The 25,030-nt window shown below is 60.1% G+C and carries 18 protein-coding genes; 5 read left to right on the top strand and 13 right to left on the bottom strand.

The genetic code is table 11. The features are described from left to right. Window positions 1–156 precede the first annotated feature (156 nt). Genes trmB through Q4D83_RS05570 form a run of 5 tightly spaced genes read left to right on the top strand, consistent with a single transcriptional unit; the run spans window position 157 to window position 5,242 of the window. On the top strand, window positions 157–924 hold the full coding sequence (gene trmB / locus Q4D83_RS05590; RefSeq protein ID WP_303173720.1) for a tRNA (guanosine(46)-N7)-methyltransferase TrmB: 768 nt from the start codon (window positions 157–159) through the stop codon (window positions 922–924). After that, window positions 925–1,590, top strand: a complete 666-nt coding sequence (locus tag Q4D83_RS05585; protein ID WP_303173718.1) for an NYN domain-containing protein — start codon at window positions 925–927, stop codon at window positions 1,588–1,590. Between the two features lie 3 nt (window positions 1,591–1,593). Then, window positions 1,594–3,894: an MMPL family transporter gene (locus Q4D83_RS05580; RefSeq protein WP_303173716.1), complete on the top strand. Its 2,301-nt coding sequence runs from the start codon at window positions 1,594–1,596 to the stop codon at window positions 3,892–3,894. Further along, entirely contained in the window at window positions 3,888–4,877 is a 990-nt protein-coding gene (locus Q4D83_RS05575; RefSeq protein ID WP_368502202.1) for a YbhN family protein, read from the top strand. Before Q4D83_RS05580 ends, Q4D83_RS05575 begins: the two co-directional genes overlap by 7 nt. Window positions 4,878–4,888: 11 nt before the next feature. Then, window positions 4,889–5,242: a DUF3054 domain-containing protein gene (locus tag Q4D83_RS05570; RefSeq protein ID WP_303173714.1), complete on the top strand. Its 354-nt coding sequence runs from the start codon at window positions 4,889–4,891 to the stop codon at window positions 5,240–5,242. A gap of 109 nt (window positions 5,243–5,351) precedes the next feature. Here Q4D83_RS05570 and Q4D83_RS05565 read toward each other — a convergent pair whose 3' ends face one another. From Q4D83_RS05565 to glf, 13 genes are all read right to left on the bottom strand, one after another. Next, a complete protein-coding gene (locus Q4D83_RS05565; RefSeq protein WP_303173712.1) occupies window positions 5,352–5,480 on the bottom strand; it encodes a hypothetical protein in 129 nt (42 codons plus the stop codon). A gap of 225 nt (window positions 5,481–5,705) precedes the next feature. Further along, the gene (locus tag Q4D83_RS05560; RefSeq protein WP_303173710.1) at window positions 5,706–7,247 is read right to left on the bottom strand and encodes an acyl-CoA carboxylase subunit beta; all 1,542 of its coding nucleotides are present in this window, start codon (window positions 7,245–7,247) and stop codon (window positions 5,706–5,708) included. Between the two features lie 3 nt (window positions 7,248–7,250). Then, window positions 7,251–11,996, bottom strand: coding sequence for a polyketide synthase Pks13 (gene pks13 / locus Q4D83_RS05555; protein ID WP_303173708.1), 4,746 nt, complete (start codon window positions 11,994–11,996; stop codon window positions 7,251–7,253). A 282-nt stretch (window positions 11,997–12,278) separates the two neighbouring features. Further along, the gene (locus Q4D83_RS05550; protein ID WP_303173706.1) at window positions 12,279–14,129 is read right to left on the bottom strand and encodes a FadD32-like long-chain-fatty-acid--AMP ligase; all 1,851 of its coding nucleotides are present in this window, start codon (window positions 14,127–14,129) and stop codon (window positions 12,279–12,281) included. Window positions 14,130–14,203: 74 nt separating this feature from the next. After that, window positions 14,204–15,109: a cutinase family protein gene (locus Q4D83_RS05545; protein ID WP_303173703.1), complete on the bottom strand. Its 906-nt coding sequence runs from the start codon at window positions 15,107–15,109 to the stop codon at window positions 14,204–14,206. A gap of 5 nt (window positions 15,110–15,114) precedes the next feature. Continuing rightward, entirely contained in the window at window positions 15,115–15,591 is a 477-nt protein-coding gene (locus Q4D83_RS05540) for a DUF732 domain-containing protein (RefSeq protein ID WP_303173702.1), read from the bottom strand. Continuing rightward, entirely contained in the window at window positions 15,588–17,510 is a 1,923-nt protein-coding gene (locus tag Q4D83_RS05535) for an alpha/beta hydrolase-fold protein (protein ID WP_303173700.1), read from the bottom strand. Before Q4D83_RS05535 ends, Q4D83_RS05540 begins: the two co-directional genes overlap by 4 nt. 169 nt (window positions 17,511–17,679) lie before the next feature. Next, the gene (locus Q4D83_RS05530; RefSeq protein WP_303173699.1) at window positions 17,680–18,702 is read right to left on the bottom strand and encodes an alpha/beta hydrolase family protein; all 1,023 of its coding nucleotides are present in this window, start codon (window positions 18,700–18,702) and stop codon (window positions 17,680–17,682) included. A 129-nt stretch (window positions 18,703–18,831) separates the two neighbouring features. Continuing rightward, window positions 18,832–19,779: a decaprenyl-phosphate phosphoribosyltransferase gene (locus Q4D83_RS05525; protein WP_303173698.1), complete on the bottom strand. Its 948-nt coding sequence runs from the start codon at window positions 19,777–19,779 to the stop codon at window positions 18,832–18,834. Window positions 19,780–19,784: 5 nt separating this feature from the next. Further along, window positions 19,785–20,285, bottom strand: a complete 501-nt coding sequence (locus Q4D83_RS05520; protein WP_303173697.1) for a phosphatase PAP2 family protein — start codon at window positions 20,283–20,285, stop codon at window positions 19,785–19,787. Beyond that, the gene (locus Q4D83_RS05515; protein ID WP_303173695.1) at window positions 20,282–22,225 is read right to left on the bottom strand and encodes a glycosyltransferase; all 1,944 of its coding nucleotides are present in this window, start codon (window positions 22,223–22,225) and stop codon (window positions 20,282–20,284) included. The genes Q4D83_RS05520 and Q4D83_RS05515 overlap by 4 nt, the downstream gene beginning before the upstream one ends. 117 nt (window positions 22,226–22,342) lie before the next feature. Then, complete coding sequence (locus Q4D83_RS05510) at window positions 22,343–23,674, bottom strand: polysaccharide deacetylase family protein (RefSeq protein WP_303173692.1); 1,332 nt, start codon at window positions 23,672–23,674, stop codon at window positions 22,343–22,345. Window positions 23,675–23,755: 81 nt separating this feature from the next. Next, window positions 23,756–24,928 carry a UDP-galactopyranose mutase gene (glf, locus tag Q4D83_RS05505; RefSeq protein WP_303173690.1) on the bottom strand — a complete coding sequence of 391 codons (1,173 nt, stop codon included), beginning with the start codon at window positions 24,926–24,928 and terminating at the stop codon, window positions 23,756–23,758. Window positions 24,929–25,030 lie beyond the last annotated feature (102 nt).

Here is a 25,030-nt window from a genome sequence, read left to right as displayed (position 1 = left end):
GCCACACTCAAACCCACGGCCGGAAGCCCGCCCAAGTCCCGTTTGCCCACAAACACTCTCCCCTATAGCACTAGCGATACTCCGCGCTGGTAGTATCCAGTTGCGGTGTGCCCTCCGTATTGAGTTCCTACAGACATACGGGGCACAATAGTGCAGATGTCTCATACTGATAATTTCCTCAACACGCCCACTGGGGATCTCCCCGCTGGCCGCCCGCTGCAGTCCTCCTTTGATGATGGGCTGGATTACCCTCGCCTCGGTAGCGTGAGCTTCCGCCGCGGTACGTTAACGCCGAACCAAGCTCAGCTGTGGGAGGAGCACTGGCCGCGGCTGGGTCGCGTCCTCGCTGATGAGCGTATCGACGTCGCGTCCTGGTTCGGCCGCTCCGGCCACCCAACGATCGTGGAGATCGGTTCGGGCACCGGAACCTCCACGGCCGCAATGGCGCCGTTAGAGGCGGACACGAACGTGATCGCCGTAGAACTATATAAACCTGGGCTCGCAAAACTCTTAGGCGCGGTCGTGCGAGGAAACATCGGTAACGTTCGAATGGTGCGCGGAGACGGCGTCGAAGTGCTCAATCGAATGTTCGAACCGGAGTCGCTGGATGGGATCCGCGTGTTTTTTCCAGACCCGTGGCCGAAAGCCCGCCACCATAAACGGCGCATTATTCAATCGGGCACATTAAGGTTGTTTGCGTCCCGACTACGCGCGGGCGGCGTGCTCCACGTCGCCACGGACCACACCGATTATGCGGAGTGGATCACGGAGCTGATCAATGTGGAGCCGCAGTTGGAGTGGATGGGCTGGCCGTGGCCGGAGTGCCCACAACTGACCGACCGCCAAGTGATTACTAAATTTGAGGGAAAAGGCTTAGACAAGAACCATGTCATTACCGAGTTTCTCTGGCGAAAGAAGCCTTAAGTGTCTGAAAATCCGTTTGTAACGCACAACTACAGCCCGACCGACGTACCGGGGCCGCCGAGTTTGCTGCTCGTGTGGGACGCCCCGAACTTGGATATGGGCTTGGGTTCCATCATTGGCGGCCGCCCCACCACGGTGCATCGCCCGCGGTTCGATGCAGTGGGTCGTTGGCTGTTGGATCAGGCCGCTGCGCTGGGCGAGGGCATCCTTCCGGAGGCGACGGTGTTCACCAACGTCACCCCCGGTGGCGCGGACGCAATCCGCCCGTGGGTGGAGGCGTTGCGCAACGTAGGTTTCGCGGTGTTCGCAAAACCCAAGCTCACGGAGGAATCCGATGTGGATCCGGATATGCTGGAGCACATTCGGCGCCGCCACAACGAGGGTGCTTTGCGTGGCCTAATTGTGGCCAGTGCGGATGGTCAGAATTTCCGCGAAACGTTAGAAGAGCTTGCGGTCGATATACCCGTTAGGGTTTTAGGCTTCCATGAGCATTCGGCGTGGGCCGTGGCATCGGAAAACCTTGGATTCACGGATCTTGAAGATATTCCCGGCGTGTTCCGTGAACCGCTGCCACGCATCAGCCTAGATTCGCTGCCGGAGGGTGGCGCTTGGCTGCAACCGTTCCGTCCGCTGTCTGCCCTGCTGTCTGGGAGGAAGGACTTGTAACGCATGTTTCTTGCGTGGGGGCGTTTCGCCTACCGTTTCCGTCACATAGTGCCGTTTGTGATTATCGGCTTCATCGTGGCCCTGTACCTACTGGCGGGCACGAAGCTCGGCGAACGCATGAGCCAGGAAGGTTGGGATGATCCCGGCTCTTCCTCGACGCGGGCTGCCCAAATTGAGCAAGAGGTGTTCGGGCGCGACAACCGGGGCGATGTGTTGTTGTTGGTTACGGCCGAGTCGGTGGATGATCCCGCCACATACGCGGCCGTCGGCAAGCATTTGGAGGCGCTACAGGCGAAGCACCCCGAGGAAATCGCGCAGATAGACAGCTACTTTTCCACGCCGACGGGCAAACTCACCACCGAAGACCGCCGCATGGCCTTTGCCACCATTGGCCTCAAGGGTGACGGCGAGGACGTACTGAAGAATTTCCGCAAGGTGAAAGACGACCTCACGGACGTGGACCTCCCCGACGGCACCATGATCGAGGTCGCCGGTTCCACCGCGATTGCCGACGCCCTGGACGAAGGCATGGCCGGCGACATTAAGCGCGCGGAACTCTACGCGCTGCCAGCGGTGGCGCTGCTGCTTCTGTTCGTGTTCGGCTCCCTCGTTGCCTCCACCATGCCACTCATTGTGGGTGTGCTCTCCATCTTGGGCTCGCTGGGTGTGCTCTCGCTGCTGGCCACGCAAACGCAGGTGAACGTGTTTGCGCAATCCGTGGTGACACTGCTGGGCCTCGGCCTCGCCATCGACTACGGCCTGTTTATGGTGTCCCGGTTCCGCGAGGAACTCGATGCGGGGGCCCCAGTGAATAGGGCGGTAGCCACAACCACCGCAACCGCCGGCACCACCGTGGTGTTTTCCGCCGGTATGGTGGCTGTGGCGCTGTCCGGCTTGCTACTCTTCCCGCAGGCATTTTTGAAATCCGTGGCGTACGGGGCGATCAGCGCCGTGGGCTTGGCGGCGCTGCTGTCCATCACGGTGCTGCCGTCACTGTTCGGCCTGCTGGGCACGAACATCGACAAGGGCATGATCCGGCGGCCGAAAAACCGCAGCTCCGATTGGGAGGACACGGTGTGGGCGCGGATCCCCACCTGGGCGATGCGGCACGCCAAGAAAATCACCTTCCTCGGCGTGGCACTGCTGATCCTGCTCACCCTGCCACTGTTCGGCGTCAAGTTCGGCGGCATCAACGAAACGTACCTGCCCCCAGCGAACGACGTCCGCATCGCGCAGGAAAAGTTTGACGAGAATTTCCCCATCCGCACCGAGCCCATCAAGCTGGTAATCACCGGCGCGGATGAACAAGGCGTGGTGTCCATCTACCAACAAGCCAGCGCCATCGACGGCCTAACTGGGGTGTTCGGTGCAAGCCGACCAACCAAGGAAGGCACCACGGTGCTGTCCACGGGCATTGCGAATCGGGAGGACTACGGGCGGATTGTCAACGAGCTGCGCAAGATCGAAGCCCCGGAAAACGTGGATATTTATATCGGTGGCACGCCGGCATTGGAGGTGGAGTCCATCGAGGCGCTGCTCAGTACCCTGCCGTGGATGTCGCTGTACATCGTCGCCGCCACCTTCATACTGATGGCGCTGGTGTTCGGGTCAATTATCTTGCCCGCCAAAGCCGTAATCATGACGATCCTCGGCCTCGGCACCACGCTCGGCGTACTCACCCTCATCTTCGTCGACGGCCTCGGCTCGAGCGTGCTGGGTTTTACCGCCGGCCCGCTCATGAGCCCCGTCCTCGTGCTCATCATGGCTATCGTGTACGGCCTGTCCACGGACTACGAAGTGTTCCTCGTATCCCGCATGGTGGAATCCAGAAACCGGGGCTCAAGTACGGATACCGCGATCCGCTACGGCACGGCCCATACCGGCGGAATCATTACCGCGGCGGCGGTCATCATGATCGTGGTGTGTGGGGCGTTCGGCTTCTCCAACATCGTCATGATGAAGTACATCGCCTTCGGCATGATCGTGGCGCTGTTCCTCGACGCAACGCTGATCCGCATGCTCCTTGTCCCGGCCGTCATGCACCTGTTGCGCGACGATAACTGGTGGGCGCCCGCCCCCATTAAGAAGGCCGCGGACCTGCTCGGCCACGGCGGGCCCCCGACGGCGCGCGAGGTGAAGGAAGTGCCGATGCCCCGGGCCGTCGATACGCATGAAGACCTCCCCCTGCACAGCGCCGCCCTCGACGACGCCACCGCCATGCGCGGCGGCCGCAATTCCCGCGACGACGCTGAACTCATCCCCTTCAGCGTGCTCATGGCCCGCCACGGAGAGGACCGATCATAGTCCGCAACCTCCGCCGCTACCTGCCAATCATTCTCATCGCCGCCGCGCTTTGGTTTTTCCGCGACGAGCTTGACCCCGCAGCCGCGCTCGAACAGCTGCGCAATGCCGCGCCCGGCCAGCTCGCGCTCGGCGTGGTGTGTAGCGTACTGTCGCTCACCGCAATGGCTGAGGTCATGCGCACACTCCTCGGCGCGGGAGGCACCCACCCCACATTGCGGGACACCACTAGCCTCACCTTCGCCGCGAACGCGCTTTCAAGCAGCTTCCCAGGCGGGGCGGCGATTTCCACCGTGATGCAATTTCAGGTGATGCGGCAATGGCGGGCCAGCCCCCTGCTCATCTCTTGGTTTATCGTATTTTCCGGAGCGCTGTCTACGGTATGGCTCATTGCGCTCGGCGTGGGTGCAGTCGCCCTCCAAGGCGCAGACTTTCGATTGAGCTCCATGGTGCTGCCGCTCGTGGGGATGCTCATGCTCGCCGGACTCATGTGGTGGATCACCAACCATCCCGAGCCCGTGGCGCGGTTCGCGGAACGAGCGCTACCCCCACTTTTGCGGTTAGCTCCCCGCCGCGCGCCAGCCCTCGAAGATATTACCGCCCACATTTACCAACTTGAGGCTGTGCGCTTGACCCGGTTCCGCTTCGGCTGGGCTGCGTGCTGCAGCCTCAGCAACTGGCTTCTCGACGCCGCGACCCTCAGCCTCGCACTCTGGGCTATCACCGACACCCCGCCAGCGTTCGGGGCCGTGTTGCTGGCATTTATCACCTCAAAAATTGTCGGATCTACCAACCTCACGCCCGGCGGCCTCGGGCCCGTCGATGGCGCGCTCGTAGGCACCCTCATCGCCACCGGCGTAGCCAGCCCCGACGCCCTCGGCGCCGCCATCCTCTATCGCGCGATCTCCCTCGGCCTCATCACCGCCTGCGGCTGGGTCATCTACCTATTCAGCCCGTGGCGATCCCTCAACACAGCAGCAAGGTAAACTGATCAACCATGACCCTCGTCCTTGACCTGCTGGCCATGGCCATATTCGGCCTGCTTGCCCGCGCCGCACATCAAACCCCAGACATGCCGTTCACCTTCGCAGGCTGGGTAGACACCACGTGGCCGTTCCTGTTGGGCGCCCTCGTCGGACACCTTGTGTTCCGCCTCATCCGTATGCGACTGCCCAGTGGGCTCGTGGTGTGGGTGTGCGCTGTCGTAGTGGGCCTAGGCATCTGGGCAATCCGCCACCAGGCGATGCCGCACTGGTCGTTCATCCTCGTGGCATCTACCATGTCCGCCATCCTGCTCTTCGGCTGGCGCGGCCTCGGGCGGCTCGCCGACCGCCGGCGGCAACGAGCCTAAGTGAGTCCTACCGTGGGGCGCGGATTACGCTCCACCCACCGGGCAAAACCAAAAGCACCCGCCTGACAGGGAGGAAAGGCGGGTGCTTAAGCTTAAGCCGGCTTCAATATTACGGGTTCAGCAGGTGCAGAATATTGAACCAAGCGACGCCGATGGTGCCAAAAATATCACCGAATGCGTCGAGAGCGGAGCTCAGCTGAGTCAAGTCACCCTGGTTAGTGGTAGCAGTCTCTTTCATGATCACCTTAAATCTAGCCGGAACTTCTTACATAGGCATGATCGTTCGCTATTGATCGAACGTTACCTCACCAGAGAAATTTATATATCCCGTGGTTGGGGCCGCAAGTCAACCCGCCCGAATGGGGTTCGACCACACGGGCGAAACCGACAAAAGGTGGCGCTTCCCGAGGGGGCAATTCTCAGGAAGCGCCACACAAACTGAAAAAGTTATAATTTGCACAACTTACATCGGCATGATGGTGTGCTTCTTTGGAACCTGCTGCTCTTGCTTCGTTTCCAATTGCCGCAGCGCCTGCCGCAATGCCACCCGCGTCTGATTAGGCTCGATCATGGCATCGATATAGCCGCGCTCCGCCGCCACATACGGACTGGTCATGTTTTCGTCGTAAAAATCCATAAAGATCTTCTTCAAATGCTCCCGCTGTTCCGGCGGGGCGGCAGCCAATTGCCTACCCTGGATCATCACAACGGCGGCGGCCGCACCCATGACGGCAACTTGCGCAGTTGGCCACGCCAAGTTGATGTCACCGGTTAGGTTCTTGGACCCCATCACCGCATAGGCCCCGCCATAGGCCTTACGTACGATCAGCGAGATTTTCGGCACGGTGGCCTCCACCACCGAGAAACCAAGCTTGGCTCCGCGGTGAATCAGGCCAACCTTCTCCTGCTGCACACCGGGCAAATAGCCGGGCGTATCAACCACGAAAATAAGCGGGATATTGTACGCATCACAAATACGAATAAAGCGGGCGGCTTTATCCGCGGCGTCGGCATCAATACACCCCGCGTAAAACAGCGGCTGGTTGGCAACGATACCCACTGAGCGGCCATCCACCCGAGAGAATGCAGTAATAATATTCGGCGCGTAGTCCGGCTGCACTTCCAGCACATCATCGTTGTCAAAGATGCGGGTGAGCAGGTCCATCATGTCATACGCAGTGTTAGTGTCGTCCAACATGAAGTGGTCCAGCGCGGCGTCGCGTTCTGTGGGTTCGTCTGTATCCGCCCAAAACACTGGGCTCGGCTCATCACAGGAAGACGGCAAGTAATCCAGCAGATCGTGCACGTAAGCGAACGCCTCGTCCTCGGACTCCGCCACGTAGGATACGTTGCCGTTGAGCGCCTGCTCGTGGGCGCCACCCAGTTCAGCGGAGGTGATTTCCTCGCCGGTCACCTCGCGGATCACATCGGGCCCGGTGACGTACATTTCCGCGCGGCCTTCAACGGCGATCACGAAGTCGGTGGTGACGGGGGCGTACACGGCGCCACCGGCAGACTTGCCCATCATGATAGAAATCTGGGGGCTTCGCCCAGACAACGGCAACTGCCTGCGGGCGATCTCGGAGTACATCGCCAACGAAGTCACCGCGTCTTGAATACGCGCCCCGCCGGAATCTTGGATACCAATGACAGGGCAGCCGATTTTGATGGCCATATCCATGACCTCGCAAACTTTCCGCCCGAAGGTAACACCGACGGACCCGCCGTACACCGTTTTATCGTGCGCATATACAGCGACAGGTCGACCACCAATGCGACCGTATCCGGTGACCACACCATCACCGTACGGGGCGTCCTTTTCGTCGGGCGTGCGGCCCAAGGCACCGATTTCTACGAAGGATCCGGGGTCAAGGAGGCGTTCGATGCGTTGGCGCGGGGTGGTGAGGCCGGCAGCATCGCGCTTTGCCCGGGCACGCTCGCTGCCAGGGTCTTGCGCCTTGGCAAGCCTGGCGCGCAAGTCAGCGAGCTTTTCTGCCGTTGTCATTGATTAGTTTCCTTCTTGACCAGCCTCAATTTCATTCAGGCGGCGGCTCAGGTGTGCGCCGACCGTTCCGATTTCAGGCTCGTCCACGATAGCGAGGTGATCACCTCGAAGCTGGATAATATCTAACTGTTTTACGATAGCGGACCACCCGCCGTCAGCGTGAATGCGGGCATAACGAGGCTCAAGTTCGATCGCGCCATCGTGCATACGTTCAGCGCGGAACAGCATGACTGGCACCTGCACATCCGCCCAGTTCTCAAGGCGTACTCGGTCAAGAATGCGGTTATCCACAAAACTTGCGCGCTGGTGTTCTAACACTCCCGCGGACAGGCCGTGCGCTTGGGTATCCGCATTTGCGAGGAATTCGGCCATCATGGTCAACAGCGCATCCTCACCCGCGGTCTCCAAAAGCTCGTAGGGGACGGGGAAGTCCAGATTGTAGGTCTTCTTAGCAAACTTGGAGTAGCGTTCCCACCGCGCGCGGGTTTCCTCCGGGGTGTCCGGTACCTCTTCGGCGGGCTGCACAGTATCCAGCAAGGCGATAAGTGCAACGTTGACGTCACTGTCTACCAGCTGGTGTGCCACCTCGTAGGCAAGGGCACCGCCGAAGCTCCAACCGCCCAACACAACTGGGTGGCCGTCAGCGTAGGTCCGGATTTCGCCCAAGTATTCGCTGGCTCGTTCCGCGAGCGAACCTTCGAGACGTTCCACGCCGTACACCGGCACATCCGCGGGCAGGCGCCGCATCAATGGCTGATACACCACCGACGAACCACCCGCCGGGTGGAACAGGAACACCGCGGGTTTCGACGACCCCGCGGGCCGTTCGCGCAGGACCCGGATGTTGCCGTCGACTTCGGTTTCGAGACCTTCGCGCACAATATTGGCGAGCGCCTCCAAGGTCTCCGATTCGCGCACCTGCGCAATGCTCACGTCCAGGCCAGCCCGTTCGGTAAGCCGTTCGGAAATCGCTTCGGCGTGCTCCTCACTGAGCTCGGGAAGTTCGCTGGTCACACCGGCCGGGGCGACGCCGGTGATACCCGCCCACGTGGCAAACACAAGGCGTTCGGACGCGTCACGGGGCGCAACGCCCACCCCGCCGGTGGCAGATTTCGGCGCGGCTGCAAGCTCTTCGGGTGCAGACGACTCGCCCGCCACGAGGTCTTCCACCATTTGGACGACGTCGGCGACGGAAGCGTCGCGCAACGCCTGCACCTGCAACGGAGGGATCTGGAAGTCATGTTCGATGCGGTTCTTGATGCGCATGCCCATGAGTGAATCCAAGCCCAAATCAATAAGAGGTAACTCGCCAGGCAGGTCATCAACGTCGTAGCCCATGGACTCCGAGACGATTGCGCGCATCCGCTGCTCCACGGTCTCCCCGGAAGCGGGATCCCAATAAACCGCCTCGATTTCGGCATCGAGTTCGGTGAAGGTCGGCGTGGCCACCGGTTGCCGAGCTGGCGCGGACTCGGGGACCACACCACCGGCGGTGGCGAAACCCTCCGCCACCAGGGTGGTTGCGTCACCGGTCACTCGGTGCACCGTCACCGACACTCCGCCCAGGCTGCGGTGTGCCACAGTGGTGAGATCGCCGGACGGGGGCAGCGGGCCGTGCTCCTCGACCGCGACCACGTGGGCTTGGGGCAGGACGGCGACGGCGGCGGCGTCGATAAGCGCTTCGGCGGAAGGCACCTGCTCCGCAAGCGCGCTGAACGCCACGGAACCATCCGGCAAGTTTACGCGGTGCCCCGGCAGCGTCACGTTCTGCGAAGAGGGGCGCGCGGCAGTCCAATACCGCTGGCGCTTCCACGCCACGCCCGGCGTATCCGCCGCAACACCAGTGCCCGTAAGCAACTCCAGCGCAATCGGCTCACCAGCAACGTACAGCTTGGCCAGCAACTCCCGCAGCGAATCGGAGGGCGACACCTTGCGCTTGAGGCTGTACAGCAATTGCGCATCGCCCTTGCCCACGGAAAACGCCGTATTCATCATGCCCATGAGCGCCACCGGGTTCGGGCTGATCTCCACCAGAATTTCGTGGCCCGCAGCGAACGCCGCGGTCGTGGCCTCGAGGAACCACACGGAGCCCCGGGTGCAACGCAACCAATAATCAGACTCGTGCACCACGGACCCCGCCGGGTACACCACGCCCTTATCCACGGAGCTGAACAGCGGCACGCGGAGCGGCAGCGGCGTAATGTCTGCGGTTTCGGCAGCGAGTTCGCCGAGCAGCGGATCCACAGCGCTCGTATGTCCGGCCCCCTTCACGTCGAGCAAACGTGCGAACTTTTCCTCCGCCTCAAGCTTTTCCACGAGCTTGACCACGGCGTCGCGCGGGCCGCCCACGGTGGTCATACCCGGGCCTGCGTACACGGCCGGTTCGATGCCCGCGAACTCTGGATTTTCCGCGATGCATTCGGCGAGGTCATCTGCCGCGAATTCCACCACCGCCATAGCGCCAAGCTGGTCTTCGGACAGGGAATTCTCGCCCTCCCCCATGAGCCGGGAACGATGGCAAGCGACGCGCATCGCATCCTTGGCGGTAAGCCCGCCCGCGGCGTAGGCGGCGGCGATCTCCCCCATAGACATGCCCAGCACGGCTGCGGGACGAGCGCCCAAATGTGCGAGCAGGTCGGTGAGCGCTATTTGGATAGCGGTGATCCCTACCTGCGCGGTTTCAGTGTTATACGTTTGTTCGTCGTCTTCAATAATGTCGAGGAGCGACCAGCCGGATTCCAGTTCGATTTCCGCGTTGAGCGCTGTGATGCGTTCCCGGAAAAACGGCGACGTGTGGAGCAAGTCTTTTGCCATCTTCCGATGCTGCGCGCCGAAACCGGAGTATACGAACACAGGTCCGTGCGCAAAGGGAGCATCCGCGACGGCGATACCGGCGCTCTTTTTGCCTTCCGCGACGATACGCAGCCGTTTGATCGCCTCATCCGCGCTGCTCGCAGTGACTACCGCGCGGGATCGACCATGGTTTCTACCGGCGAGTGAGCGCGCAACCTCGGCCAGGTCCGCGCCCTGCTCGAGGAAGTCTGCAACGTCCGCGGCCGCCTGTCGACGCCGCGACGGCAACAGCCCGCTCACCGGCAACAGGTACTGCTCCGTATCCAGTTCTGGCTCACAGTTCTCGGCTTTACGTTCGTATTCCGAGGGGTCGAACTCAGCGACGACAGCGTGCGCGTTAGTGCCGCCGAAACCAAAGCCGGAAATGCCCGCAATTGCGCGGCCCGAATACTTCGGCCACTCGCGGGGATCCTCCACTACTTCGAGCCGCTCCCGATCGAAGTCAATGTATGGGTTTGGTCCGGAGTAATTCAGCGACGGCGGCAACACCCCGTGTTTCATCGACTGCACAACCTTGATCAAACCGGCCGCACCCGCCGCCGATTCGGTGTGGCCAAAGTTTGTTTTCACGCTGCCCAGCAGCAACGGCTCGTACGCAGTACGTCCGCGGCCCAGCACTTGGCCCAATGCGCTCGCCTCAATGGGATCGCCGAGGATCGTACCGGTCCCGTGGGCCTCCACATAGTCCACCGCGTGCGGGTCGATACCGGCATCTGCATAGGCGCGCTCCAATACCGCCACTTGTGCTTCTGGGTTCGGAGCGGTCAAGCCGTTGGATCGGCCGTCCGAATTCACGGCAGTTCCCTTAATCACTGCAAGGATGTTGTCGCCGCTGGCGAGCGCGTCGTCGACACGCTTCAGCACTACGATGCCAGCGCCATCGGAGCGAACGAAACCGTCAGCGTCTTCGGAAAACGCGTGGATTTTGCCGGACGGGCTGAGCACGCCGAGCTCACCGAACGCGGTAGTAGCAAATGGGTTCGCCAGAATGTTCACACCGCCAGCAAGGGCGATATCCGCGTCGCCGCACCGCAGCGCACGCACCGCATGATGCACACTGACCAGGGACGACGAACAGGCGGTATCAACGCTGACAGAAGGGCCACGGAAATCAAATACGTAGGAAACCCGGTTCGCAATAATCGAACTCGCGGCGCCGGTAAGGGCATACGGGTGCGCCTCCGCGGGGTCGGCGGCGATCATCATCCCATAGTCATTATTGGAGGAGCCTATATATACGCCCACGTTTTCCCCACGCAGGGTATTCGCAGGAATATGCGCCTGTTCAAGCGCCTCCCACGCGAGCTCGAGAACGATTCGTTGCTGCGGGTCCATGTTCGCCGCCTCGAGCGGGGACAGGCCAAAAAACTCCGCATCGAAACTCGCAATGTCTTCTATATAACCGCTGATGGTTTGCGTGGCGGCCATTTTGGCCATCATCACGTCATCCGTAGCGTATTCCGACCAGCGGCCTTCCGGAAGCTCGGACATGGCGTCGCGCCCGGAAATAATAAGATCCCAAAACTCGGCAATCGTATGCGCTTTGGGATACCGGGCGGCCATGCCCACAATGGCGATATCGTGTGTACCCGGCGAATCTGAAACCAGCGTAAATTGGGGGCGCTCAACCTTTTTAGGTTGGTCCGAGGGGCCGTGAATAAGGCGCTGGCTTAGCGCGGCAATCGAGGGATACTCGTATGCGATGGTGGCGTCTAATTGCACGTCAAGTAGATTTTCCAACTCACCTGAGAGGATAACGACGTCGCGTGAAGACAATCCAAAATTCTCCATGGATTTGTCTTCAGTAATCTCATCTTCAGGCAGACCTGTAGCGGAAACTATCCATGCCCGCAGCCAAGCTTTGAGCTCTGACACGGTCATTTGACGCTGATCCATCACTACACCTTCACACTTCTATGAGTAAGTTCTAACCCCTCTAGGCTACCCGCAGCACATAGGAAGAATATTTTTACCCTAGGCGTGTTGAAACCCAAGGTAAAACGGCACAGTTGGGTTCGCCTAGTAAATTCTCAGGGTAACAGAGTCATCGCGCAACCACGATATTCCGTTACAGCATCGATAAAGCCCTCGCCTAGGCCCCACACCACCCCAACAAAAACAACGCTCGAACCCCGATAAAGGGGTCCAAGCGTTGCTGTTGTTCGCACGAGTGCGGCGTTATTGCTCAGCTAAGTACGCGTTCTTGCACACGCGGCGAGCGATTTTACCGGAGGAGCTCCGGGGAATTTCGCCCAAGCCGACGATGCGCACATCGTGGGGCACCACACCGTGATGCTTGGACACTGCGGCGCGGATTGCCTCGATGGCGGCGGCGTCACCGGATTCGTCCTTGGTGCGCTCACGCTCAGCGAAGATCACCAGCTTCTCCACGTCGTCACCCTCAATGGCGAAGGCGGCGATCGCGGCGGGCTCAATGTGATCCGTCGCGTGATCCACGGTGTACTCGATGTCCTGCGGGTAGTGGTTGCGGCCAGCCACCACAATCAAGTCCTTCAGGCGACCGGTGATATACACCTCGTCGTCGATGATGACGCCAAGGTCACCGGTGGCCATCCAGCGATCGTCATCAGGGAAACCTTCCGCGCGGGAGTTTTCAGGCAGCCGCGCGATCAACGTGTTGTGGAACGTGGCGGCCGTTTCCTCGGGGCGGTCCAAGTACCCCACAGCCATGTTCTGGCCATGCGCCCAGAACTCGCCGACCTGGCCATCCGCCAACTCGGTGCGGGTTTCCGGATCAACAACCACCAGCGCCTGCGGGCGCACCACGGAACCGTTGGACATCAACGGCATCGCCTTTTCGTCGTCTTCCGCGACGATTTCCACATAGCCTTCGCTGAGCTTGTCGCGGTCGGCGAAGATAATCAGCGGGCGATTGTCAGTCTGCGGCGTGGTCACCAGCAGGGATGCCTCGGCCAAACCGTAAGACGGGCGGATCATGGTGCGCTCCAAGCCATACTTGGAGAACGCGTCAAAGAACTGGTTCACAGCCTTCGGGGTGACCGGCTCCGAACCCACGATCAGCCCGCCGATGGCGCTCAGATCCAGCTCTTCACCTTCCGCCGGTTGGGCGTAGCGCACGCCCAGTTCGAGGGCGAAGTTCGGCACCACGGTGTACACGTTGACGTCGTTTTCGCGCTTGTGCAGTTGCTTGGTCCAGCGGGAGGGCTGCTGGATGAAATCGCGCGGCGTCATAAATTCCATGTTCAACCCAAGCGCGGTGACGAACGCGGCGAGGATAATGCCCATGTCATGGTGCAGCGGCAACCAGGTGACCAAGCGCAGCGGGGTTTGCAATTTCGCTGCGGTGAAGATTTGCAGCACGTTGGTCATCACGGAGCGGTGCGTCAACACCACGCCAGCCGGAACGCGGGTGGAGCCGGAGGTGTATTGCAGGAACGCCACCATGTCCAGCGGGCTCTGCTGCGACTGCTGCATCATCGCCTGCACCTCGGGCAGCGTCAGCGGGTTCGCCCAGCTTTCCGCGAGGGAATCCGGCAGGGAGTCCACGGAGAGGATGCGGGGACGCTCGGCGGCCGGGATGTCGGCAAAGTGCGCGCGCACGGAGGCTGCGGACGGGGTATGCGTCAACACAATCTTGGGCTTGCAATCCGCAAGCACGGCCTTCAGATGGTCGGCGTGGCCCGGTTCGTTCGGGTCGTACAATGGCACCGGCACCATGCCGGCATACATGGCGCCAATAAACCCAAACAAGTATTCGGGGCTATTGCCGGCCAGTACTGCCACGCGGTCACCGATGGAGCCCACCTGCTGCAGGCGCGCAGCCACGGCTTTGATGCGGATGTTTACTTGAGTACGGGTGTAGTCCACGGCGACGCCGGAACGATCAGCGGAGAAGTCCCAGAATCGCATGCAATGCCGATCCCCACCTCCCTGCATCGCTTCCGCTTGGTACAGGGTTTCACACAGCCCAGCAATGGTCATCTGAGGTGGCAGATTGATTCGGCCCTGTTCGTCAAAAAACTGGCCGATGACGGCATGAAGATCCATGGTACTCCTATAGTGGTTGCAAGATACTTAGTGAAGTCTAATGCTTTCCCTAGTGAACATACAAGGGATTTGACTTATTTGTTGATTAAGTCTGTTGTCCAATCCACCAACCACGCGGATGTTGTAGTTCCGGGGATGACGTTCGGATTTGTGGCATATTGCGCGTGAATACCATTTGCCGCAATCAGACCCTCGGCGCGTTCTAACGCATTCAACACATTGAGCGGGGCGTCGCAAATGTGATCATCGGGCGCGCATATTTCCACGGTGCGGTCGTTGAGGGCGCCGAACCCGCCGGGCCGCGAGCCACGCATCGTTGCCTCGGGAACAATTGGTTGAATCAGCGCGTTGACGGGGCGCAACGCTACTTCCGCGCCGACACCGGATACGGGGTTGCCCACGTGCTGCCCGTACTGCGCTTCTCGACGCCCATCCGCCACCAGCGCCACACCCCGAATCCGCTCCGCGGGCACAATGTTCGCGGTACCGGTTCCGATCACGGAGGCGATGTCGCCGAGGAATACGGCACCTTGGGAGAATCCGACGAGCACGAAGTCCGTCAAGGGGCATTCCCCATGGGTTGCCCGCATCTCCTCTTCGGCGCGCGCGCTGCCCTCATTCCGAGACTGGTCGTAGCTCACCTCGTGCATGGCGTGAATATTGCGGAATTGCGCAGTATAGGGAACTGTCCACACCTTCACATCATCCGGGGAGTACCGCTCTTGGAGCGGTTGGGTCACCGTGAGCATGAACGAGGTGGGGTTGGCGGTGGGGGTCACGGGATCGTCCGCCGCGTTGGACTCCCACGTGCCAGGGGCGGCAATCACCTCCACGTCCGGGCACCAATCTGGTTGCGTTGCCGTTGGGGGTTCGGGGGTCGGCGGAACGGGGGTCGGGGGTTGCACTAACCAACGAACCACGCCCAATGTGATCAACACGAGCACAATGAGCGCAACCAGAATTGTGAGCACCTTTTTCATAGGATCTAGCAGTACGCGTTTTTCGCGGCCGCCGCAATTGTTTCGGCCAAGGCTTCGGGAGTTTCGCTACTGCGACCCTGCTCGATCAGCTGGCCAGCCACGGCGTCGACAGTGAAGCTTTTCTGCCCGAGTTCGTTGGCCCGGCACACCTCGGTAGCCGCGGCGATAAGTTGATCCTCAACGCCTTCTACCTTGACTTTCTTGTCCTGCAGATCGTGCAGAAAATCCTCGTCGGTAGCGGTGCGTTCGGGCGTGATCTCGGGCAGCGAGGAGATTTCCTGCGCGGGCCGATCCTTCACACTTGGCTCCGTCGAACTAGCGTCCGACGGGGTGTCGGTTTTGCTCGTCGCCCCAGAGCTTGCGGTGGTGGCGCGGCTCAGCGATGTCGCCGAGGAATCCGTGGTGTCTTCCGAAGTTGCGCCACCGCACGCCACGAGGGCACTACAGGCGACTAAGACTACGAAAGCGTGTCGTATGCTCACTTCTTCTCCTCAATAATGCGGCCGTTGACCTGCTGAATAACGCCGTGTTCGAAAGTAACGGATTCACCACCTGCGGGGATTTTCTCCTGATCGGAGACTGGGAACCCGTATTCGCCTTGTTCGTGATCCTTCTTACCCCAGGCGTCGAAAATGTCGCCGTAGAGGACGTAGTGTGCACCCGTGTTTGAGCTCCAATACATATTGCCATGCTCAAATTGCTGGAACGCACCACCATTCACGGGAATTTCATTGGATTTCGGTGCGCCAAGACGAGAATTCACCGTATCCAGTTCCCCGTATTTCTGGGCGATAATGCCCTGAACGGTGAACGCGTGATCGTCTTGAGTGCGAATGACATAGCCGCCCTGGAATTGCTGGACAACGTTTTCCCCAACCTCCTTCGGATCAGAAGTGGGATACTTCAACGCTCCCTGCTCGTGCTTCAACCGGCCCCAAGCTTCCTTCATGTCTTTGGGCACCGCGTGGGCGTTGGTTTCTGGGGTCCAATAAATGGAACCGTGTTCAAAATCCACGTAGCGGCCCACACCGTCCGGAGTAGTCTGCTCACCGGAGAGCGGGAACCCCAGCCAAGACTCGGTAGCACCCAGTTCAGAGTAGTGGGCACCGATGCGACCGATGAGCACGTGCGCGCCCGTGTTCGGCGACCAATACGCGCGGCCGTTGCGGAAATCCTGCGCCTTGCCGCCGGGGACGTCGTACTCGTTGGTCACGCAGGATCCGTAGGAGCCGTCCTTGGTGAGCTCGCCGATTGCGCCGCCGGCGGTGCATTCCGCGCCACGGTCCTGGTCTTCGAGGTTGAGGCTGTCTGCGATGTGCGGCCACGCTTGGGTCAGCTCGAACTGCCAGTACGGCCAGTTGTGAATGCCAGACGGACGGAACATTGCCGTCACCGGCACCCCGGCCTTTTTTGCGCGGTCCACAAACGTTTGGGTGGTCATGCGGGAAATTACCTCCAGCCCCATGCCGGAAACCTCCGCAGGTGCTTCGGCAACGCTGCCAGGCTGCCCGTAATCGTCCCGCCCAGAACCTGCGGAAACGTAGACGCTTTTACCTTTCAGCGCCTCAATACCCAGCTTCGGATCATTGTCGATCCACCGTTGGGAGCCGTACGGTCCCCACATATTTTCGGCCGTGTAGCCGCCACCGTCCTGCATCGCGGCGCCGATCATGGCGGGCATGCCGGAGGACGTGGTGTCCAAGTACCCAGAGAAGGAACCAACAAAATTGAACATATCCGGGCGATGCTGCGCCAAGTTCATCGCCGCGGTGCCGCCCATGGAAATACCGAAGATCGCACGCTGCTCATTCGAGCGATAGCCGTTCTTCAGTACCGCTGGCAGTTCCTGGGTCAGGAACGTCTCCCACTTATAGTGTTTGCCTTTATCGGGTTTGTCCCAGTCTGTGTAGAACGAAGACTCTCCGCCAACAGGCATGATCACGTTGACGTTTTTATCAGCGAATTGTTGCTCGATATTGGTGTAGAGAGTCCAACCGCTTTCTTCCTCTAGTGCGCGCAAACCGTCGAGCGCCCACACCTCGGGAAACTTGGCATCCTTGTTGGAGTGCCAATCGCGCGCCAGCAGGATCTGTACTTGGATTGGTTTTTCCGGCATGGCGGCTGACTTGATAAACACCGCGACTCTCCGGTCCGTGAGCCATTCGACGCGATCAACGTCCACCCCCGAGGGCAAACCACCAATATCTGGGTGATCAGTACGGATAGGCGTGCGTTGCGGCGCTTCGCCCCCCTCAAGATAGTCCGTAATACCGTTATGGCCTGCGCTCGGGCTCGGGGCAGTTACTTGTGCCACGGCGACCGGAAGCGGGCTCAGCAACGTCAGCGGAACGAGGATGGCTGCGGCGCGGAGAACGCGGGCAGGGAAGGAAAAAGAGCGCATGAACTAAGTCCTCAACAATTTAAAAGATTGCACACGATACGCTTAAGTTTAAGTACAACTTGAAGGTTGTGGTAGTTGTGACACACGGTGTCCAACGTGAATTTTTTAAATTGCTGTGACTAGACATGAAAAAACCGCGCCAGCGGCGCGGTCAATCCAAATGAAACTCTTAGCGAGCCTGCATCACGTCCAAGACGCGGTCGCGGGTACGCCACAGCTCATCCGTCCACAGACGCCAGTTGTGAATACCAACGGCCGGGTAGTGGGTGGTCGGGTTCAGACCCTTAGAGCGAGCTTCACGCTCCCACTCTTGAGTGGTAGCACGGGACAGGAACTCCAAGCCGGCGCCCATGAAGCGCTGATCCAACGGCAAGTTGTGATCCTCCGGCGCCCACGCACCGGTAGCGGCGGAAATGTACACGTCCGCGTTGTGCAGCCCCTCCATGTTGTGGAACGGGTCGTTCTCAAAACGGCGTGGGTTGGTGATGCTGCCGTACATAGCGTTCAGGTTGAAGCCACCGGTCTCCAGCAGCGCCAACCGCAGCAGGGTCTGCATGCCCGGTGCGGTGGTGTGCAGGTAGCCAGAGTAGGACAGCGCCTGGCGGAACTGGTTCGGGTGACGTGCCGCCAAGTTCAGGGCAGCAGTGCCACCCATGGAAAGACCAGCGATGGAGTTATTCGTCGGGGAAACACCGAAGTGCTGCTGCAGGTAGCCCGGCAGCTCCGCGGTCAGGAAGGTTTCCCACTTGTAGGTCACCGGCTCCGAGGAGAACGCTGCGGAGTTCTCCCAGTCGGAGTAGAAGGAACCTGCGCCACCGACTGGCATCACCAAGGTGATGTTCGTATCCACGTACGCCTGCTGGGCGTTCGAGTACACGGTCCAACCGGTGAAGTTATCGTCAGCGCGCATACCGTCAAGGAGATAGAAACCAGCGTTGCCACCGGCCCGAGCGGGCTGCACCAGCACAGGCACGTTCCGCCCCATCGATTCAGACCAGACATCGCAACGCTGCACCCAGTGCTGCGCCGCATCCCAGTCACAGGTTCCGGTTGCATCAGGACGAAGCGTTTCGCGACTGTTAGCATGTGCGACGCCACTGCCAGCGACGGCGAGTCCTGCTGCTGCAGCAACAGCCATAGCTACCACAGTGGCACTACGGCCGACTGCGCGAAGTCGGTTCATGATGGTCATGGTTCTCCTCGGTAGGGTCTTTCCCAGTACTCGATTGCGCATTGACATTGGGACTATCGCCCCAGCTTTTTCAAAATGTTACATCCTTAAGTCGCACAAAGCTAGATGCAAGTTTTTTTGCGGGGTGTCTTAAGCCGGATTTACGTACACAGCAAGCACGATGCAAACCACCCATAGCAGGGCTAATGCCTGCAAAGTTCGGTCCGAAAGTGCCAACTCATCAGGGGCACCCCCATCGCCCCGGTCAATGTCTGCTGCATATCGAAGAATTGCCACGGTAAAGGGCACCATCGACACCTGGTACCAGACACCCCCGTGCATATCGAAACCCCAGAGCGCATAAGACATCACCACAGCGGTTGCCGACAGGGTCCAAACAAAACGCAGATAAGGGGCTGTGTACCCCTCAAGAGACTTACGGATCTTTGCGCCAGAACGCTCAGCAAGCAGAATCTCTGCATAACGTTTTCCTGAGGCCATAAACAGCGAACCGAAAGCAGCTACTAATAGGAACCATTGCGAAAGCATGATCCCCGCCGCAACACCGCCCGCCATTGCGCGCAACATAAACCCGGAAGAAACCAATGCAATATCAATGACGGGTTGATGTTTCCAGCCGAAGCAATACCCCAATTGCAGTGCGATATAGATCGCCACCACCACGCACAAATCTTTACCGGAGGTTGCCAACCAAGACACGCCGAGCGCCCCGACAATCAGTGCGATCGCCATGCAATAAGCCAGCCACACAGGCAGTACACCTGCAGCAATAGGACGGAATCGCTTCGTGGGGTGCGCCCGATCGGCCTCCACGTCGCGGGCGTCGTTGACCAAATAGATCGACGACGCCGCCATGCAGAACACGGCGAACGCGATGGCGACGTCGAGAAGCGTTGTGGGGTTCAGCAGCGCCGAGCTACCCGCAGCGGCGGGCGCGGCGAGCACCAACACGTTCTTGATCCACTGCTTCGGACGCAGCGCTTTCACCATGCCATCCAAAAGGTTTTTCGGAGGCTTCTTTTTCGTATGTGTGTCCAGTCCAGTGGTGTGCGGTTCGGAGCCGATCGGCTGGGTCATGTAAGTTACTGCCTTTCCTGCACCAGTTTCGCGGTGAGCGCCCCCAACAACGCGCCGGCGGCAACGTCGGTGGGGTAATGCACGCCCAACATCATCCTCGAAAGCATCATCAGTGGCACGCCCACCAGGGGAATACGGCTACCGGTCAGCGTGGTCAGGCTCACCAATGCCGCCGTGGTGGACGTCGCGTGCGAGCTTGGGAAACTGAGCTTACTGGGTGTAGAAACGCCAATGGTAATTCGCTCGTCGGCGGGTCGCGGGCGGCGCACCACGCGTTTCAGCGCGACAGAGGCCGCGTGGCTGATCAGCGCCGCCAAGGCCAACCGACACCACCCACCGCGCCGCCGCTTATCCACGACCGCGCCCACCAAACCCAACGCCATCCAGCCCGCCGCATGCTCACCAAAAAAGCTCATGCCACGCGCCACCGGCAACGTCGCTTGGGGGACCAAGCGCTGCAAGCTCACGAGCACCTCGGTCTCGCGGAACGGGTCACCCTTGGTCACTGAAACACCTTCCCCCACGCCTGATGGCTGGTCAGTTCACTATGTGCCGCCCGATAGCGCTCGCGCATCTCGTCGAAGCGTTCCTTCACTTCCTTTTGCAGCGCCCGGGATTCCTGCAGCAACGCCTTTGCCTTGGCTCGATCGCGTTGGCGGTAGACCACGCCGCGGCCGTCTGCGGTGGTCACGGTCGCGCCGTCGACACGCGACAGGCTGAACCACCGCGCCTCAATGGGGGCGAAGTTTGCCTGCGGGGTAGCATGGTGCGCCTTGTTTTCCTTGCTCAGCGTGTGCTTGAGGCCCTTGAGCAGCCAAAACGCCTTCTTTACGGGGCCGAGGCGACCGCCAACGTCCTTCGTGGGCACGCCCGGAATGCCCGTCGCCCGCGGCAACTCCGCGGCGGTAGGCAACACCACAGCATCCGGGTATTCCTTGCGGATCGCCGCAATGCGCGGCAGCGAGGAATCCAAAATATCAAACAGGCGCTCGGGCCCGGCGAGGAAATCTCGCATCGCCTCGTTTTGAATCACCACAGTGGAGTACTCCAAGCACATCAAGTGCTTCACGGTAGCCTTCAGCATCGAGCGAATAATGCCGTCCACTGGGCCGTCGTGATACATGGCGGCGACAATAAGCCGGTTGCGCAGGTGGAAATACGCCTGCCAATCAATCGCGTCGTCCTTATCGGACCACGCCATATGCCAAATCGCCACGCCCGGCCACGTTGCCGTGGGATAACCCGCCTTCGCCGCGCGCAGGCCATACTCCGCATCGTCCCACTTAATAAATAGTGGCAGCGGCTGGCCGATCTCCTCCGCAACCAGACGCGGGATCAGGCACATCCACCAACCGTTGTAATCGACGTCGATGCGGCGGTGTAAGTCGCGGGAGTTTTTATCCTTCGGCTTATCGTCCTTGTTCCCCTGATAGCTCAGCGGCATCTTAGAAAAGTCGTGGTCATAGTGCACGTGCGGGGCGTGGGTCCACATAAAAATAGACCGGTCCACAACCTCGCCCATGGAATGGAGATGGCTGCGCTCCTGCAGGTTCAGCATCTGCCCGCCCACTAACATCGGCGTTTTGGCAAAACGCGCAACCTGCAGCGCCCGCAGCACCGAGTCCGGTTCGATGGCAATATCGTCATCCATATAGAGAATGTATGGGGACTGCGGCGCACCGGCCGGGCCGTCGCCCAACGCCTCCCACATGATGCGAGAATACCCACCGGAGCCGCCGAGGTTACCCTGGCGGAATTCAAAAAAGCGCCCCTCAAAATGATCCACGGCGGCCGCATATCCCGGCTCGTCCGCGGGGTGTTTCGTGCCCTGATCAGGCATAATCACCGCGTCAATTACGGCATCCACCGCGGGGTCACTGGCCAACGCTTCCAAGGCGGCGACGGCGTCTGCGGGACGGTTAAACGTAGGAACACCAACGGTTACGCGCTGTTCAAATGGGCCGACCTGCTCCCCGCTCGGCAGGGTTTGCGGCTGGGCGGCAATCGGGGAAAACCAACCGGCCTTGGTAATCGTCGTGTCGGTCTCGGCGGTGATGTCGAACCAATACCAACCACCATCCTCAAACGGGGCTAAGGAAAGGTCGAATTCAATCGCATCATCCTCAACCAGACCGCCGACCACACCGATGCGGGCGCCGTCGATCTTGGAACGGTACACGTCAACGCGGGCGGCGCCGGAAACCTCAACGCGCAACACCACCGAGTCCAGCTGCGACCAACGCCGCCAATAACTAGCTGGGAATGCGTTGAAATAGGTCTGGAAACTCACCTCGCAACCGCTGGGAATGGTCACACTCGTACGATCATTCCAGCTCGCGCGGGCGTCATTGCGATCAGCCTCCAGCAAGTACAGCGTGCGCACATCGTGCGGCTCACCACGCTTGGGCAGCAACACACGCTGCAGCTGCTCGACCGCCTTGCTCATATTGTTCCAGCCTTTCTGTTGGGTTCCCATTGAAGAGTAGTCTTCCACAAGCTGTATGGTGCTTAAGCCACCCAGACACGCATACTCAGCCCGACTGTAACATAAGCACAGGTCACGCTAGGAGGCGGAAAAATACATCGTGCCCGGCGTGGTTTCCCCAAGCAACTCGTCCACGGTGACGAAGCGGTACCCTAATTTGGCCAGTTCGCCGATCACACACGGCACGGCATCCACGGTGGTTTTGTGCACATCATGCATCAAAATGATCGAACCGGGCTGCGCGCTGGCCACCGCTCGATTGCACACGATGGTGGAATCCAAGTCCGCCCAGTCTTTCGTATCTACGTTCCAGAGGATCGTGGACATTTCGGCGGCCTTAATCTCCTGGGTCACGGCGGGGCTGAGCGCACCGTACGGCGGGCGCATGGTGTGCGGAGTCACACCTGTGACTTCCGCAATAAGCTCGTTCGTGTCCACCAGCTGCTGCCGAATCACTTCCGGGGATTGCTGCGACAGGTCCGGATGATTCCAGGAGTGGTTGCCAATCTGATGGCCGGCTTTCGCCATGCGGTTGGTCAGCGCGCGATTACCGCGCACCTGCTCGCCCACCAGGTAGAACGTAGCTTTCACGTCGTGAGCACCCAGGATGCTCAGCAGCCGCCGCGTATGCTCCCCCGGACCGTCGTCGAACGTTAACGCCACACACCGCTGGCCGGCGCAGCTTTTCGACACCGCGGGCTCCACCGGCCCGGGCATCGTCAAGGGCGTCACCCCAAACAAATCCTCGGCGTATTCCTCTACTATCAGGTCGCTCACCTGGTTGACGTCCACGCGTAGGTTTAGCTCACGGTAGGCATCCGGAAGCACCGAACCGAACATCAGCGAACCATGGTCCACCGCAAAATTGGTGAACCGGTCACCAGAAAGTTCCGCATCCTCCGCCGACTTGCCCTGGGCAGCCAAATGCTTCCGGGCCGCGTTTTGCGCAAGCTCAACGATTTCGGATACGCCGAGGGCGGGGTCGTCGAAAAGCGAAGGAAGCGTTAACGCCTCGCCCGTGCGTTTGTCGAACGTCCAACAATAACTCTCCGCGCGGTCATCCTGATGCACATTTACGGCGATGGAAAGGTACCGATCCGTATTCGTGGTGATCTGGTACCCCGCCGCGAACGTCTGCGCGGAATCCTCGTTGCGGAACGTGTCATAGTCGGCGTCGATCGCCTCCTCAATGGTGGCGTCAATGCCGGAAATGTGGGTGATCGGGTATTCGATGGAGACCTTTTCGCTGTCGGTCTCCCAGCCGGCAATTTTGGAGGACACTCCCGCGTATCGGCTATCCACAAACTTGTAACGTCCCGCCGGCGGCGCGGAAAAATACGTTGCCGCCGCCACTGCGGCGATCAGCAGCAAGACAGCGCTGACCACGACGATAATTTGACGTTTACCCACAACCCGCGTTCACATTCTTACAGCTATATTTATCCACAGTGTAAACGCCAATTCGGGGGAGAAATACCCCTTGGGTGTAACTCACCCCTGCCACATCGGCGCAAGCTTATTATCAAACATGCTCAGCGCGGAAGCGATAGCCATGTGCATATCCAGATACTGATACGTACCTAAGCGGCCGCCGAAAAATACCTGGTGGCGTTGGGTTTCCTGGGCGGCAAGCTCACGGTAGCGCAGCAGCATATCGCGGTCCGCCGGCGTGTTGATCGGATAATAGGGCTCATCGTCGCCCTCGGCGAAGCGACTGTACTCCTTCATGATGACTGTCTTGTCCGTTGGGTAGCGGTCGCTACGCTCCGGGTGGAAGTGCCGGAATTCGTGGATACGGGTGTAGGGCACATCCGCATCGTTGTAGTTCATCACGGATGTTCCCTGAAAATCGCCGGTGTCCAACACTTCGGTTTCAAAGTCAAGTGTGCGCCAGCCGAGCGTGCCCTCGGAGTAGTCGAAGTAGCGGTCGAGCGGGCCGGTGTACACCACGGGCGCGTTGGGGCTTTCGGCGCGAACCTGCTCGCGGACCTCAAACCAATCAGTATTCAGTCGCACATCAATGAGCTCGTGGTCCGCCATGCGCTCCAGCCACGCGGCGTAACCGTCGACAGGGAGACCTTCGAACGTGTCGTTGAAGTAACGGTTGTCAAAGGTATAGCGCACAGGCAGGCGAGTAATATTCCCGGCGGGGAGTTCCTTCGGGTCCGTCTGCCACTGCTTCGCGGTGTAGTCCCGCACGAACGCCTCATACAGGGGGCGTCCAATCAGGGAGATCGCCTTTTCCTCAAGGTTGGTGGCGGCATCCGGGTCCAGCCCATCGGTTTGCTCGCGGATCAAGGCGCGGGCATCGTCCGGGCTGTAATATTTTCCAAAGAATTGGTTAATAAGGCCCAGGCCCATGGGGAATTGGTACGCGGTGCCCTTGTGCATTGCAAACACGCGGTGCTGGTAACCAGTGAATTCCGTGAATTGCCGAACATAGTCCCAGACGCGCTTGTTCGAGGTATGGAACAAGTGCGCACCGTAGCGGTGGACCTCGATGCCGGTGGTGGGCTCGGCCTCTGAATATGCGTTTCCGCCGAGGTGATGACGCTTTTCCACGATGAGCACGCGCTTGCCAAGCTGGCTTGCGGCGCGCTCTGCCACCGTCAGCCCAAAGAGCCCGGATCCAACCACAATGAGGTCATATTTTTGTTCGGTCATGCATCGAGCGTATCGCGTGCGTTCGCGCAGCGCACGGTAATACTCGCGGACACGCCGCACACGCCACTTTATTAACAAGCGCCACACTGATAGCATGTGCCA

The sequence above is a fragment of the Corynebacterium sp. genome, assembly GCF_030532715.1.
Classification (GTDB): Bacteria; Actinomycetota; Actinomycetes; order Mycobacteriales; family Mycobacteriaceae; genus Corynebacterium.
Note: the sequence above shows the minus strand (reverse complement) of the source record. Positions and strands in the feature narration are given on the sequence as shown.